Consider the following 13410-nt stretch of genomic DNA (forward strand, 5'->3'; position numbering starts at 1 on the left):
GCGTAGACCAAGCGATGAGTTTCGCTGCGAAAGAGGGTCTTCTTGGGTGGACGCGGTTGTCGTGAGGTGGCAGTAGGGCGCCGCCGCCCAGTCCCCTAATCATGGGGGCCTATCAACTCGACCAATCCTGATGACGAGTAAGGAGACCTCCAGCGTGAGCGAGATTGTGGTCCAGAAGATCCTTCGGCCCGAGCGCAGGGTATCGGGCCCATGGCTGGAGGTGATCGCCTCGAACCTCGACTACCACCGAGCAACCTTCCTGTGGAAGTGCGAGGGCCTCTCCGACGCGCAACTGCGGCTACGGCCTGTGCGGTCGTCGGCGTTGACCCTGCTGGGGCTCATGCGTCACCTGCAGGGGGTCGAGCGCGCCTGGTTCCAGCGCACGCTGGCGGGCACGAAGCCTCACTTCTTCCCTTATCGAACCTACGTCACTGCTGACGGTGCCGAGTGGTACGACGAGTCGGACCCTACGTCGGCCAGGGACGTCTACGAGGACTACCTAAGGGCGTGCGAGGAGTCGCGGCAAGTGTTCGCGAAGGTGACCGACGACGTGGCGCGCATCGTGCCGAACCCGGAGTTCGGTGACACCGATGTGCGGTTCGTCCTCGAGCACGTGATCGAGGAGTACGCCCGCCACGTCGGCCACGCGGATCTCCTCCGCGAAGCCATCGACGGCGCCACTGGCGAGTAGCCAGCCCTTGTTCTCACAGGCCGGTCACCACGGTTCTTGCGACGGATTGCGTAGTCAGCCGTCCGACCGTAGGCGCTGACGCGTGTCGGTGAGGACGGCTGAACTGGACTTTGACACGACCCCGTCCTCCACCAGGACGCCCGGGCCCAGCTGGAGGACTTGCGGTTCTCCTGCTCGCGCAGCCAGCCGCGCAGGGGCGGGGCCACTCCAGGTCACCCGCGCCTCGGCGGAGGCGTCCAGTAGCTCGCCGAGCGCGGCCAGGTCCTCCGCCCCAAGTACTCCCGCAGGGCGGCCCGGGCGCACCGTGTCGGGCAACGCATCGATCCCGCCCTCGTCCAGGTGATGTGCGGCGGAGCGAGCTTCGGCAACTCGGCGGCGACGTGCCACGTCTTTCCGTCGTAGTGGAGAAAGAACGTCGAGTACCCGTCGGCCTTCTCGGTGGCGGTGCTGAGGTGGGCTCTGTCGCGACCGATCGCCCAGCCCTCGGTGGCGGAGGCGGCGGCGACATCCATGATCTCGGCATCGTCGGACTCGCTGACGTACGCGCTGCGCCAGCCCTCCTCCGCCGCCGGACCGACGGACGGCGAGGCAGGCGTGTGCGAGGCCTTCCCAGGGGCCAGACTGACGGACGGGGAGACAGGCCTGGGCGAGGCCTTCCCGGAGCCGCCGGTCCGCTGCCCACATCCCGCCAGAGCGAGGATGAGGACGGCGGACAGCACCGCGGCCCTACAGCGCATGAGTAAGGGCATCTACGGACCTCTAGATGATCTATTCCAAGGGGTCAGTGAGCGTAGGACGGTTTGTCCGGTGGCGTCGTTGTGCCAGATCGCGGCGGTCAGCGCGAGGATGCGTTGCATGACGCGGGCTATGACCCCTCCGGGTGTGCGCCCTCGGTGCCGTTCGAGGTCAAGCTGTCCCTTGAAGGTCTCGTTGATCGATTCGATGACCTGCCGCAGCGGCTTGAACAGGGCTGCACCAGGCCGTTCCCGTTCACCTTTACGGGCCGGCCGCAGCAACTGGACTCCACGCTCGGACAGTTCGCGTTCGAAACCACGGCCGAAGTAGTTCTTGTCGCCGATGAGAGTCTGTCCGTGGCGCTCCCGGAAGCTCGCATTCGGCGGCAGGAGGTCGAGGAGGGTCTCGCGTTCGTTGGCCTTGGCCCCGGTCAGGGCGAAGGCGATGGGCAGGCCCTGAGGGTGCAGACCAGGTGCAGGGGCAGGCCCAGAAGAAGCGCCTGTGGCTGGGGCAGTAGCCGTATTCGGCGCAGCCTGCCAGGTCGGAGCGTTTGACGGTCTCGCGGGAGCGGCCGCATTCCACCGGGGTGGAGTCCACGACCCATACGTCGTCGGCTCCACACTGAGGTGGTGGTGGCCAGGATCCGGTTGACGCTTCGCATCAGACCGGCGGCCTTGCGCAGCCGCTTGTTGTAGCCGGGCTGCTGGGGCAGGTAGGGGAAGAGGTGGCGCAGGTGGGCACGGGCATGGCGGAGCCATTTGGCCTCGGAGGTGAAGCCGAGTGTGGCCTGCATCATGGCGAGGGTGACCAGTCCGGCATCGCTCAGGCGGGGCGTAATGCCGACCGGCGGGCGCCACGGCGCCAGGTCGGGATGCTCTTTCAGCATGTCGTCGGTCGTCGCATAGAGTGCTGTCGCGAGGGTGTCCACGTCGTTCGCCATAAGACGATCTTGGACACCCTCGTTCTCGTCTCCGCAGGCACCCTTGGACCACACCACCAGGAGGAACCAGTGTCATACCCGCAACCGCTCACCCCCGAGGAGAAACTCGCCGACGCGAAGAAGCAGCTGAGCCTCCCGCGTATCGTCGTGATCTGCGGCTCCACCCGTTTCATGACCGAGATGACCGAGGCCGATCTGCGGGAGACCAAAGCCGGAAAGATTGTCGTCAAGCCGGGTTGCGACATGAAGTCGCCGCACGAACTTTGGTTCGATCCTGTTGAGGCCGAGGCGCTGAAGGTTCGACTCGACGATCTGCACCGTGCGAAGATCCGGCTCGCTGATGAGGTGCTCGTAGTCGGCGACTACATCGGAGACAGCACCCGAGCCGAAATCGCCTACGCCCGGTCGCTGGGCAAGCCCGTGCGGTTCACGCACCCCGAAGTCGACCCCGACGCCTGACCGCCCACCCCCACACCCTCCGCAGGCACCCCTTGGAATTGATCCTCTAGGTTGTCGGGGAGCCCAGAGTCTACGAGCCCCAGACTGCAGGGCATCCACCCTGCGGGGCATCCACCATCTGAAGCAGCTCCAGCCAGTGCGACAACCTCCCAGGAGGGCGGCATCGCGCCACTGCGCCTGGGCGCAACGGCCTGGCGGGAGTGTTCGGCAACGCGGAGGCGCCACCGGCGGCCGGCGTCCCGCCCCCGCGGGAGGCATGGGCGGCGAACACCAGCTCTTCTTCCGCCGCATGGGCCGGATGGCCCCCCGAGGGCGTAGAGGATGAGACTGGCTGCGCACGTCCTCGACGACGGTATCGATGCCTGGATCGGCACCGTTGGGGACGCCTGGACAACGCACTCAGGAGCCCCAGATCGGCCTGTTGCGAGGCGCTTGTTGCTGGCTGGAAGATCTGTCTTGGCGGCGTAGGTTCGTCGGTGAATAGCAACGCAATGCGGTCGGCGGATGGCATGGTGTAGGCCCACGACGGCAGACATGGAGGCAGGTTCATGGACGTGGCCTCGGCGGGTGCGCTCGCAACGGCGATCAGCGCAGCGGCTGCAAGTTCTTTGGGGACGGAAGCGGGGCGGCGGTCGTGGGAGTCATTGCTTGCCTTGTGGCATCGCGCCGGAACCAGTCGCCAGCGAAGTGAGATTGACCGTCCTGAGCCACAGGACATTGACCTTCCTGACCCACAGGACAACGATCAAGTCCGCGCCCTCATCGGGCGAGTGATCGAGGAAGGCGAGCGGGATCCCGCCTTTGCCGCCGAGTTGGCGGACTGGGCCCGCCAGTACGGCTTCGCTGACGGAAGTGTTCAGAACACGGTGTCCGGCAACGCCCGAATCGATGGGCCGGTCATCCAAGGCAGGGACTTCTCAGGCCCCATCACCTTTGGCAGTTGACCTTTACGTCAGGACGAGCGAGTCGAAGCGACCGAGATCGATGGCTTCGCCCTTCACAGGAGTGCACACAAGCTGAAATCCGACGACTCAGGACTGGACGAGTCGGGAGTCCCCGCGCCGGCGCACCTGGCGGTCCCCAAGGGACCTACACTGCAAGGCACTTGTGGCGCTGCCCGCAGACAACGGGAACGGAGACGTCATGTGGAAGGCCCCGGTCAACGCGCGGGAGGCGCTGCCCTACATCGTCAACGCGGCGCGACGCGACGGTTACCTCGGGCTCATGGTCATCCTCGCCCGCACCGCAGAGGCCAGGACCCTGCACGAGGAGCTGTCGCGGGACTGGACCAGCATCCACGACGTGACCGGCCACCGCATCGCGGTGCTCTGCCCCGATCCCCACTTTGTGGACGATCCGGAGGAAGAGCCGTACTACACGGCAGTGGAGACCCCGACCTCCCGGTTCTGGACCAACTTGACGCTCGACGACTGCGTCGACTTCAAGCACACCCGAGTCCTGATCCCCGATGGCGCCTGGAGAGGCGTCCCGGTCCCACGTCCGCCGTACCCGGAGGATGTGCAGCAGGCCGCGTGGACCGAGGCGGTGTCCCGTTGCGCCGAGTTCTTCGGCATCGGCGAGAGTCGGCTTCCCGCCGTTCTCGTGGTCTGCTTCCAGGAGCGGACAGATGTGCTGATCCAGCTTCGCCCGGCGACCAGCCTCTACAAGCTGTGCAAGAGGATCGCGTCGCACCCCGGCTACTCGCCCGAGTACGACTTCCGGTTGCGGGAGCGGGCCCGCCTCACCCGCCTCGTGGAACGCTTCCCTCGGTACGGGCTCGGGCGGCACGAGTGGCGGAAGGCCGACGACCCCCCGACGAGCATGGCGCGGCTGCTGGACGTCGACGCCGTGCGCAAGCAGATCGACGGGCTGCGACACCATATGACGCTGGTTGAGCACGTCGACCCCGAGGCGCACCGCGCGTGGTCGGAGAGCCTCGCGGAGCTGATCCGTACGGACGCCGCCGAACAGACCGCGCAGGCCCGCCTGTCGGAGATCGCCCGCGCGGTCCGGGAGCACCCGAGGAAGGCCGACTGGCGCAGGCTGGACCAGAAGGTCAGGAAGGTCCAGCGCGCCCTGCGGAAGGCCGCTGACCCACCCGCGGAGCTGCACTACGTCCCGGAGAGCCAGGACGAGAGGGCCGAGCGCGAGGCGCGGCTCGCCGCTCTGCAGGCGGAGCTGACCCAGACGGAACGATGGCTGGACAGCAGGCCGGGGCTGGCGAAGGCATGCAGGAAGGCAGCCCAGGACGAATTGGCCCCCTGCGCCGTCGAATCGCTGAAACGCTCCGAGTACATCTCGCTCCGCAGGGGCTATTCCGCCGAGCGTATCCAGGTAGTTCGCCCGACAGGCCCGCCGCCCGCGTCCAAGGGCTCGGACATGCCCACCGGCGCGGGTGTCACGGCGGGTACGGACAACGACCTGTCGGGGACCGTCCACGGCCCCGCCGTGCAGGCGGGGCATATGGGAGACGTCCACGTCCATGTCCACAGGCCGCGACGACCGTCGGGGACCGATGGGCTCGCCTGGCTTCACCGTATCTGGGCCCGGAGGGGACGCCGGGACTGAGCGCGGTCCGTGCGGTCCGCCAGACCACGGACATCGCGGGCGGCGACCCGCGTCCTCCGAACTGCGCGGGTGGGGGAGCCCGTCGCTCAGATCGGGTGCGCTCCACGTACGGCGGCCCCAGCGCACCTACCGCGCCCACACGGTGTTCCGTATCGCTCTCAGCCGGTGGCGCGATCCCCACCTGGCCGACGCGCTGACCCGCAACGCGTCCAGCACGACAGCACCGAGCGGGTGCTGGAGGTCAGGCACGGCCTGGAGTTCGTGGTCCGAGCGGCGAATCTTCGACCAGGGTCTGCCGGTACGGGCGGCGTGGCCCGTCGAACCACAGCCGCCGACCGGTCACTTCGACCCGGTGCTGCTGGCCGGAGGGCAGCCGTAGCCCATCGTGGACGGGCGGGTAGCCAGGGCGAAGGCGCTGACGATGCGGCCGGAGGCGGTAGCCGCTGGCGACGTCGAGGGTGAGCAGGGCCCGCTGCTTCTCGCGGCGGACGACACCGTGGTGGTGCCTGTCGAGAACTCCAGCCGCAGGGTCTTGGCTGTGCGAGGCCTCCTGAGGGGCGTCAACTGCACTGCAGTTGCCGCAGGGCGTCCTCAGGAATGCCGGAGCCAACGCCGTCGGAGGAGTACGGCGATGCTGCCCAGTGTGAGCCCTCCAGCGGCGGCAGCGGCCATCTGCGGGACGTAGTCGCTTGTCCCGGTGTGAGCGAGGCCGCCGTGCAGTGGTGGAGCGACGACGCTTGTGGTGGGCTGCGGGGTGGGCGCGCCGGTCGCCGGCTCGGGCGGGGCAGATGGTGATGTGGGCTGTGTCGTGGGAGTCGGGCTGGGTTCGGGTGCGGCGGTGACGGTGATCGTGACGGGTTCGGAGCTCGAAGCCGGGCACCCAAGGTCGCTTGCGAAGTTGGCGGTGATGGTGTGCTCGCCCTCGGCGAGATCACCGGTCACCAGGGTGGCGGTGCCGTCCTCTAGGGCGGCTGAGCCGATCTCCTGCCCGTTGTCGGTGAAGGTGACGGTTCCAGCCGGGATGCCCAGGGTGCAGGTCACCGTCGCTGAGAAGGTGACAGGGGCGCCGGTCTGGGGCTGTTGTGGATCGACCGTCAGCGTGGTGGTGCTCTGCGCGCCCGCGACCCGGTTCGCCGGCCGCGTTGACGGAACCGTTTCCCAGCTGACCGTACTGGTTACGGCCCCACGTCCATACCTCGTCGCCGGCCGTCGCCGCGGCCGTGGGCCTCGCTGCGACCAGTGCCACAGAGACAATGGCCAGCCCCAGGGCGACCACCATCGCGCAGAATCCCACGAGGGCCGGCATCCGGCGAGACCGCCGACCCTGGATTCGACGACCAAGCCCGTCAACGGACAACTCCACACCTCAGCCCTTCTGCGGACATCACACTGCATCAGATGACCAGCACCTTGCTCCGACCAGCCCATGTCCAAGGAGCACCTGAGGCGGCCGATTGGCCGAAACGCTCAATCGAGTGCCCCGGCTGTCGGCCAGTCGGGTAATGAGAAGGGCCGCCGAAGCCTGCCGCGCAGGCGCATTCGAGGCGACCCTCCCCCTCTGCCGGAGGTTCAGCTGACACGAACTCATGTGCACCAGGCGCTATCCGGCTACGTCGAGCAGGCGGACCGGGTACAAGACGGTGATGCGCCCCCGGGCCAGGCGCAGCAGGCCCCGGGCGGCGAACTCGTGCAGGACCTTGGTGCAGGTCTCGCGGGATGTGCCAGCCAGAGCGGCGAGCTGTTCGTGGGTGAGGGTGATCTGGGGGTGGCGGGCGCTGGGCCGGAGCTTCCCGGCGGGGGTGTCAGCGCGGGTGGCCGACGTGGTCAGCGTGGTGGCGATGCGCTGGCTGAACGTCGGCCGTTTCCGTACTGCCGGTCACCAACGGTGCTTCCGGAACTTGTAGTGGGCGTGGTGACGGCCTCTGACTCCTGAAGTGACGTCCAGGTTGTACGCGTTACTGCGGATTGACCCTCGTGCTCGTGGTGCGTTTGTATCCCGGTGGGCCCCGGCGCTGGGCCGGGGGAGCAAGCGTTCTACGGGGAAGCAGGGGGAGTGCATGTCCAGAGCCATACGCGCGGTGTCGGTCGGGGTTGTCACGGGGGCCGTGGTCGCGCTGTCGGCGACCTCGGCGTTACCCGCACCGGCGCCGCAGACCGAGCGGGTCACCGTGTCGGCGACGAGGGAGCAATCGAACGGCGGCTCGGGCGCTCCGGCGCTCAGCGCCGACGGCCGCTATGCCGCCTTCGCTTCATACGGCTCAAACCTGGTGCCGGGCGACACGAACGACGCGTCGGACATCTTCGTGCGCGATCTGCGCAAGGGAACCGTGGAGCGGGTCAGCGTAGCCTCGGACGGGACTCAGGCCGACGGCGCCTCCCACGGCGTGACGATCAGCGGCAACGGCCGGTACGTCGTTTTCGTCTCCTCGGCCGGGAACCTCGTCGCGGGCGACGAGCTGCCGGCGCGCTCGTCGAACGTGTACGTCCACGATCGCCGTACCGGCCGCACGGAGCGCGTGAGCAGGGGCGCGGACGGCGGAACGGCCTCCGTGTACGGCAAAATCGCCGTCTCGCACAACGGCCGGTACGTGGTCTTCAACGCGCCGGCCGGTCGTATGGAGGCGGGCGAGACGAACTTCCATCTCGCCGCCTACGTGACCGACCGCCGCACCGGCGAGACCCGGCGGATCAGCAACCGCACCCAGCCGGAGTGGAGCGTCTTCAGCCTCGACATCAGTGCCGACGGCCGTTATGTGGCGTACTTGCAGCGCCACCCGCGCGGCGGTCGCGGCGAGTTGTGGGTGTTCGACTGCCGTACCGGCACCGAGGAGCTGGCGAACGTCACGCCGGAGGGCACACCGTCGACTGGGGACGCCGTTTCCGTGTCGCTCTCCGCGGACGGCAGCCTGGTGGCCTTCAGCACCGGGGCCCACGATGTGGGCGGCGGCCCGGGCCCCAACAGCACCTCCGGCTACGTGCGGGACCTGCGCGCGGACACGACCCGGCGCATCGACCACGACAGGCCGGGCCGAGAGGCCTTCTTAGGCACAGTGGTGCTCAGCCCCGACGGGCGGTACGTGGCCTATCCGTACGGTGCACCGACCGCGGGCGGCGACTTCGTCGACAACCTCTACGTGCAGGACCTGCGGACCGGCAAGTCCCGGCTCGTCAGCGTGACCACCGGAGGCGGGCCCGTGACCGACGACCACTTCACTCTTCCCATGTCGTTCAGCAGGGACGGCCGACTCCTCATCTTCATCTCGTCCTCGGCCCAGCTCGTGCCCGACGACACGAACGGCCAGGCGGACGGCTTCGTCCGTCGACTGCGCTGAGTCACCCGGTGCTCGCATTCTGAGACACCCGCGAGCGCGGGGGCAGTCAGTGCCAGACTGCCCCCTTGCTCTCGTTCGCCACGGTTATTGGCACCAGGCATGCCGCTCCACAGCGACCGCCGTACGACCAGGCTCGAAGCGTACAGCCGGTGACCGCTCACATGCAGCCGATGCCCTTCTTGACCAGGGGCCAGGCCTCGAGGCCGCCAGGCGTGCGGACGTACGCTTTGGACCGGTCGGGTGTGAGCCACAACTGCCAGTCTTGATAGTGGTATCCGGTGTCGTGCGCGTCGGCGGGCATCGCCCGGACGTCGCCGTCGTACGGGGCGGTGAGCATGACGTCGGCGTCGAGCACGCCGTCGGGGTCGCGGGCGTAGCTCCTTGCGTCCTCGCCCCGGCCCAGGTGCAGGAAGTGCGCTTTGTGCCAGTCGCAGTGCTCTGCGCCGGCGTAGCTGTTGATCTCTGCGACCGGTGCCCTCTTGCCGTCCTTGGCCGTCCAGATTTCGTACTCCAGTGAGTCCGTGAAGCTTGCCGGGAGTTCGGCCGGGTCGCAGGAGGCGTTGGTCTCCGGGCCCCAGCCGGGCCGGTTCTTCTGGTCCTTGGCGACAACGACGGCCACTTTGGTCCGGCCGCGGACGTCGAAGGAGAACAGCACGCGGTCCGATTCCCTGCGCTCCACGCTATAGCCCGACTGGGGAAGCTGCGGCTGGAACATGTCGAAGTAGAGCTTCAGGCCTTCCTCGGGCGAGTTGCCGCCGTCACGCTTGCTCCACCCGTCGGGGCCGCCGCCGTCGTAGATCTCTCCGTCGCACTCCAGCGCCCGGCCCGCGGCGCCGGACGCGGTCCGGACTGCTTGTGGGGTGTCCTCATCGAGGAATTCGGTGGGGACGTACAGCGGACCGCTGTAGGGCGTCGCCGGCGGCGTGCCCTCGACCACAATGTCCGGCCCGCTTCCGTTGTCGCACGCCACCGCCGTCACGGCCGCCAGCACCGTCACCGCCACACGTGTTCTGCGCATTCCCCGCCCTCTGTTCCACGGCTGTCGTTTAGGTCCTCCGACGCGGGAGCGGGCCGGAACGTTCGAAGATTAGCGGACCGTCTGGAACGTACGCCGGTATGCCTGCGGGGACATCCGATCAGGCTTCACGGTGAATTGCCTGGGTATCCTGGCCGCACTCGGATGCTGAACTCGCCAACTGAGGCGCTCAGTCACACTGCGACTGATTTCCAGACGGCCGTCCACCGGTGTTGCGGGCGGCTGGCTGGGGCGGGCCGGCGCGCGGACGGCACCGCGTACGGGCCCAGCGCAGTGTTTCTTGCCGTCGTCACTGCTCTGGTCTGCGCCGCGCTCGCCGCCGCCACCGGCAGTCGGCCGGAATTCGGCGTCTGGCTGCTGCTTGCGCCCGTCGGTGTGCTCCTGGCAGCCGTCGACCATCGCGTGCACCGGATGCCCGACGTGCTGACCCTGCCGCTGGCCGGCCCAGCGACCGGGTTCTGTGTCCTCTTCTGACTCAGGGGTCCCGGGCACTGTTACCTGACGGTCCGTCATGAGACCGTACGAGGATGACGTCGCCGTACGGACTCGAGGGCAAGGTCGCTATCGTCACTGGCGGCTCGCGCGGTATCGGGCGGGCCGTCGCCGAGGCGTTCGTGCGGGCGGGCGCGCGGGTGTGCCTCACCGCGCGGGATCCGGACGCGGTGCGTCTCGCCGCGGAGGAACTGGGCGGCGTCGGGCTGGCGGGCAGCGTCGCCGATCCGGTCCGCCTGCGGGAGCTCACCGAACTCGCCCTGCGTGCGTTCGGCCGCATCGATGTCGTCGTCAACAACGCCGCGACCAACCAGCCGTATGGCCCGCTCATGGACGCCGACCCTGACCGCTGGCGCGAAGCGTTCGCCGTCAACGTCGAGGCGCCGCTGCGGCTCGTCCAGTGCGCCTGGCGGGCCTGGATGCGCGAACACGGCGGCGCGGTCGTCAACATCTGCACCGAGGGTGCCGGGCATGTCGGCCCGAACGTGGGTGCGTACGGAACCAGCAAGGCCGCCCTGCTGCACCTTACGCGCCAGCTCGCGGGCGAGCTGGCGCCGAAGGTGCGGGTCAACTCGGTCTCTCCCGGTCTTGTCCGCACGGACATGGCCCGCTTCGTCTGGGAAGGCGGCGAGGACGCCATCGCCGCCGGGCTGCCACTCGGCCGCATCGGCGAGCCCGAGGACATCGCGCGCGCCGTGGTCTGGCTCGCCTCGGACGCGGCGGACTGGATCACTGGCGCCGATCTGCTCGTCGACGGGGGCACCCGGGTCAGAACGGCGTACGCCTCCGGCACGTCCCCGGGAGCGTACGCCGTCCATGACCGGCTGCGGTCATCCTCGCCACGTCACATGTGACGCCACCTGCACCACCTCACTCCTGCCGGTGGCCTCCACTCGCTTCGAACCCTCACGGGACAGTGCGATCCCGAAGAGGATCAGCAGGCAGATGCCTATGCTCACCCTGCCGGGGACCGTCGCGGCGCTCGTGCTGTTCGGGAGCGCCGCGCTGTTGCCCGGACCGTATGGGTAGTTCGAGCCGAAGGCCAGCCCGCAGCGCACCGACAGGCCGTCCTCAAAAGGTGCATGTGATGTTCCCCGGATCGACAGCGTGTCAACTGGGGCGCGCGGCGCGCTCGCCGATGTACCCAGACGGGCAACTCTCGCAGCGCTGGAGGAAGAACACCACATGCCGCTGAAGAGCTACGGCGTGCTCGCCGCCCGTGCCGTCGACCGAGGTCGCGAGGGCGTCGCCGACGACACCCCCCATTCCCAGATACACCTCGTCGACGACGCGGGCACCCACTACCGCGCCGCTGTCAACGTCAAGTCGCAACAGGCCCCTTCGGAGCTGCTGTATCTCGTCGACGAGAACTTCACCCACGCCGTGACCGGGAAGCTCCCGGCCGCCGGCAGCAGCTGGACGGACCTGCCCTCGCATTCAGGCGAACGCGCGTACCGGGCTGACACCACCGCGACGCTCACCGTGGTCACGGCGAGCCGACTATCACAGCGTGCCCGCTCCGAGCCGCGTGCACGCGGCTCAGCTCAGACTCCGCAGTACGGCTGGAAGCGGTGATCGGCCGGACCCTTACGCCCGAGGGCGTTTTTCACCCACTGGGCGACGACCTGGTCCTTGGTGGCCTGGTCGTGCTCCGTCGTGTCCAGCGGGCACTTGTCCTGCAGCAAGACGTTGGTGACATAGGCGTCCGGGCCGTTCAGGAACGAGCTGGTGTACGGGACGACGACCTCGTCGTACTTCGTGGCGATCTGCGTGTAGTCCGGGCCCACCGGGGTCTCGGGGTCGGCGTTGAGTTTCTGGAGGAGGTCGGAGCCGGCGGTCTGGTCCACACACGAGGGGCAGACGGTGGCTCCGGCGGCGAGGGCCAGCGGGTTCGAGGTGCCGTGGTTGGACGGCACGATGCCGACCAGATCGTCCACCTTGGTTGCGCCCCCGAGGAACTTGACGTAGTAGCGGGGCATCATCCCGCCCTGGCTGTGACCGACGATGTCCACCTTGCGCGCTCCGGTCGCGCCGAGTACGGCGCCGACGAAGTCGCGCAGCTCGGCCGCGGAATCGGCGATCGGCTCGGTGGCGGCGGTTCCGTAGTTGAAGGCGAATATGCAATAGCCGGCGTCTGCGAGCTCGGGGGAGAGGGTGGCCCAGTTCTCGGCCATGGTCTTGAAGGTGCCGTTGACCAGCACCACCGGCTGAGGGTGCGCCGCGTCAGGCTTGCAGGACCAGTCGTTCGCGCCCACTGGGGGGACGTCTGTGACGTCGGCGTGAGCGGGCGATGCCGTGCCCGTGAAAGCGAAGGCCACTGCGGCGGTGGCAGCGGCCAGAATCCGGCGGGGAGAACGGAGACGCATTCGAAATGGAACCTTCCCTGAAGAGCCGAGCGGGAGCCCGAACCCGGTTCGGCAATGCCGAACAGTCAGCGGAATAGTTACTTCCGCGGCAACGTGCGTCAACCCCTGGCACGGCAAAGAGTGAGGACCACCACTCGTTCCCCGGACGGCATCCACATGAAATGGGCCTCCCACCACAGGCAGGAGGCTCTCTCGGAAGCCAAGCCGCAGCCAGCGGCAGACGACGCGGACCACGGCCGCGTGGTGGCACGGCCCGCGCGGCGGATGTTTGCGCAGTGGCTGCTGCGCAGGCCCATGTCCCTTTCTGCAGGTGATTGACTCCATCGTTGTGAACTGCCGGCGGGGCGGTCGCTGAGGTTTCCTCAGGCTGAGCGATGCTCGGGTGTTGCGGTGCGGCTGCTGCCGAAGTGAGCCTGGTCAGCTCGACTGCTTGGTCTGGTTGGCTTTGCTGCCGGCGAGCCTATAGGACTCGGTTCCGGTGTCGATCAAGGTGGCGTTGAAGGTGAGCCGGTCCACGATCGCCGAGCAGAACCGCGGGTCGGTGAAGGTGCGGCTCCAGTCCGTGAAAGCCCCGTCGGATACGACCGGGCTGCTGTTCTTGTCCTCACGCCAACCGTGCCCGGCAGCGGTCTGCAGCTCGCCGCGTCGCGTCCACCCGGTTTCCCAAGGGCGGCCGCCCGTGCGCGGGGCCGAACAGGCCACCGCTGGCGACTACTTTGTATCGGGATCTTCCGGGCCGGGGGAGCGGGGCGGGCTGACCAGGGGGCGCGGCTGCCGCCGCTGGGAGGTCC

General features: G+C 68.4%; 13 protein-coding genes and 3 pseudogenes. 8 read left to right on the forward strand and 8 right to left on the reverse strand.

What is annotated here, in order from left to right; genetic code table 11:
• Window positions 1-154 precede the first annotated feature (154 nt).
• Window positions 155-691 carry a DinB family protein gene (locus STSP_RS10510; RefSeq protein WP_078067047.1) on the forward strand — a complete coding sequence of 179 codons (537 nt, stop codon included), beginning with the start codon at window positions 155-157 and terminating at the stop codon, window positions 689-691.
• A 212-nt stretch (window positions 692-903) separates the two neighbouring features.
• Here the strand turns inward: STSP_RS10510 and STSP_RS38325 are convergent, their stop codons facing one another.
• Window positions 904-1428 (reverse strand): hypothetical protein, encoded by a 525-nt coding sequence (locus STSP_RS38325; RefSeq protein ID WP_157902807.1) that lies wholly within the window; start codon window positions 1426-1428, stop codon window positions 904-906.
• A gap of 12 nt (window positions 1429-1440) precedes the next feature.
• Window positions 1441-2366 (reverse strand): annotated as a pseudogene (locus STSP_RS10520) (IS982 family transposase).
• Between the two features lie 69 nt (window positions 2367-2435).
• On the opposite strand from STSP_RS10520, the gene STSP_RS10525 reads away from it, so the two are divergent.
• The 3 genes from STSP_RS10525 to STSP_RS10535 all read left to right on the forward strand — a co-directional run bounded on the left by STSP_RS10525 (window position 2436) and on the right by STSP_RS10535 (window position 5393).
• Window positions 2436-2825, forward strand: a complete 390-nt coding sequence (locus STSP_RS10525; RefSeq protein ID WP_067275153.1) for a hypothetical protein — start codon at window positions 2436-2438, stop codon at window positions 2823-2825.
• Window positions 2826-3373: 548 nt separating this feature from the next.
• On the forward strand, window positions 3374-3769 hold the full coding sequence (locus tag STSP_RS39075) for a hypothetical protein (RefSeq protein WP_067275157.1): 396 nt from the start codon (window positions 3374-3376) through the stop codon (window positions 3767-3769).
• 199 nt (window positions 3770-3968) lie between these two features.
• Window positions 3969-5393, forward strand: coding sequence for a coiled-coil domain-containing protein (locus STSP_RS10535; protein ID WP_067275158.1), 1425 nt, complete (start codon window positions 3969-3971; stop codon window positions 5391-5393).
• Window positions 5394-5984: 591 nt separating this feature from the next.
• Here the strand turns inward: STSP_RS10535 and STSP_RS41145 are convergent.
• From STSP_RS41145 to STSP_RS36865, 3 genes and pseudogenes are all read right to left on the reverse strand, one after another.
• Complete coding sequence (locus STSP_RS41145; protein WP_408646258.1) at window positions 5985-6491, reverse strand: Ig-like domain-containing protein; 507 nt, start codon at window positions 6489-6491, stop codon at window positions 5985-5987.
• Window positions 6492-6534: 43 nt separating this feature from the next.
• A pseudogene (locus STSP_RS41150) lies at window positions 6535-6699 on the reverse strand (RCC1-like domain-containing protein); the annotation flags it as partial.
• Between the two features lie 294 nt (window positions 6700-6993).
• The gene (locus STSP_RS36865; RefSeq protein ID WP_078067055.1) at window positions 6994-7233 is read right to left on the reverse strand and encodes a helix-turn-helix domain-containing protein; all 240 of its coding nucleotides are present in this window, start codon (window positions 7231-7233) and stop codon (window positions 6994-6996) included.
• A gap of 217 nt (window positions 7234-7450) precedes the next feature.
• Here STSP_RS36865 and STSP_RS10550 point away from each other — a divergent pair, with 217 nt between their 5' ends.
• The gene (locus STSP_RS10550; protein ID WP_078067050.1) at window positions 7451-8725 is read left to right on the forward strand and encodes a TolB-like translocation protein; all 1275 of its coding nucleotides are present in this window, start codon (window positions 7451-7453) and stop codon (window positions 8723-8725) included.
• A gap of 157 nt (window positions 8726-8882) precedes the next feature.
• Here STSP_RS10550 and STSP_RS10555 read toward each other — a convergent pair whose 3' ends face one another.
• Complete coding sequence (locus tag STSP_RS10555) at window positions 8883-9743, reverse strand: hypothetical protein (RefSeq protein WP_067275172.1); 861 nt, start codon at window positions 9741-9743, stop codon at window positions 8883-8885.
• A gap of 217 nt (window positions 9744-9960) precedes the next feature.
• On the opposite strand from STSP_RS10555, the pseudogene STSP_RS10560 reads away from it, so the two are divergent.
• The 3 genes and pseudogenes from STSP_RS10560 to STSP_RS40765 form a co-directional block, all read left to right on the forward strand.
• Window positions 9961-10211 (forward strand): annotated as a pseudogene (locus STSP_RS10560) (prepilin peptidase); the annotation flags it as partial.
• A gap of 77 nt (window positions 10212-10288) precedes the next feature.
• On the forward strand, window positions 10289-11107 hold the full coding sequence (locus STSP_RS10565) for an SDR family oxidoreductase (protein WP_067275188.1): 819 nt from the start codon (window positions 10289-10291) through the stop codon (window positions 11105-11107).
• Between the two features lie 331 nt (window positions 11108-11438).
• Window positions 11439-11828: a DUF2278 family protein gene (locus STSP_RS40765; protein ID WP_067275189.1), complete on the forward strand. Its 390-nt coding sequence runs from the start codon at window positions 11439-11441 to the stop codon at window positions 11826-11828.
• Here STSP_RS40765 and STSP_RS10575 read toward each other — a convergent pair.
• Together STSP_RS10575 and STSP_RS39585 are read right to left on the reverse strand one after the other, a co-directional pair.
• Window positions 11798-12619 carry an alpha/beta fold hydrolase gene (locus STSP_RS10575; protein ID WP_067275192.1) on the reverse strand — a complete coding sequence of 274 codons (822 nt, stop codon included), beginning with the start codon at window positions 12617-12619 and terminating at the stop codon, window positions 11798-11800. The genes STSP_RS40765 and STSP_RS10575 overlap by 31 nt on opposite strands.
• A gap of 417 nt (window positions 12620-13036) precedes the next feature.
• The gene (locus STSP_RS39585; RefSeq protein WP_067275195.1) at window positions 13037-13321 is read right to left on the reverse strand and encodes an ATP-binding protein; all 285 of its coding nucleotides are present in this window, start codon (window positions 13319-13321) and stop codon (window positions 13037-13039) included.
• Window positions 13322-13410 lie beyond the last annotated feature (89 nt).

Source organism: Streptomyces jeddahensis (genome assembly GCF_001642995.1).
In the GTDB taxonomy this organism is placed as follows: Bacteria; Actinomycetota; Actinomycetes; order Streptomycetales; family Streptomycetaceae; genus Streptomyces; species Streptomyces jeddahensis.

What these genes read in the sequence shown, in the direction of transcription:
- STSP_RS38325 (WP_157902807.1), bottom strand. Translation starts at nt 1,428, where the DNA reads ATGCGCTGTAGGGCCGCGGTGCTGTCCGCCGTCCTCATCCTCGCTCTG.
- STSP_RS39075 (WP_067275157.1), top strand. Translation starts at nt 3,374, where the DNA reads ATGGACGTGGCCTCGGCGGGTGCGCTCGCAACGGCGATCAGCGCAGCG.
- STSP_RS10535 (WP_067275158.1), top strand. Translation starts at nt 3,969, where the DNA reads ATGTGGAAGGCCCCGGTCAACGCGCGGGAGGCGCTGCCCTACATCGTC.
- STSP_RS10550 (WP_078067050.1), top strand. Translation starts at nt 7,451, where the DNA reads ATGTCCAGAGCCATACGCGCGGTGTCGGTCGGGGTTGTCACGGGGGCC.
- STSP_RS10555 (WP_067275172.1), bottom strand. Translation starts at nt 9,743, where the DNA reads ATGCGCAGAACACGTGTGGCGGTGACGGTGCTGGCGGCCGTGACGGCG.
- STSP_RS10565 (WP_067275188.1), top strand. Translation starts at nt 10,289, where the DNA reads ATGACGTCGCCGTACGGACTCGAGGGCAAGGTCGCTATCGTCACTGGC.
- STSP_RS40765 (WP_067275189.1), top strand. Translation starts at nt 11,439, where the DNA reads ATGCCGCTGAAGAGCTACGGCGTGCTCGCCGCCCGTGCCGTCGACCGA.
- STSP_RS10575 (WP_067275192.1), bottom strand. Translation starts at nt 12,619, where the DNA reads ATGCGTCTCCGTTCTCCCCGCCGGATTCTGGCCGCTGCCACCGCCGCA.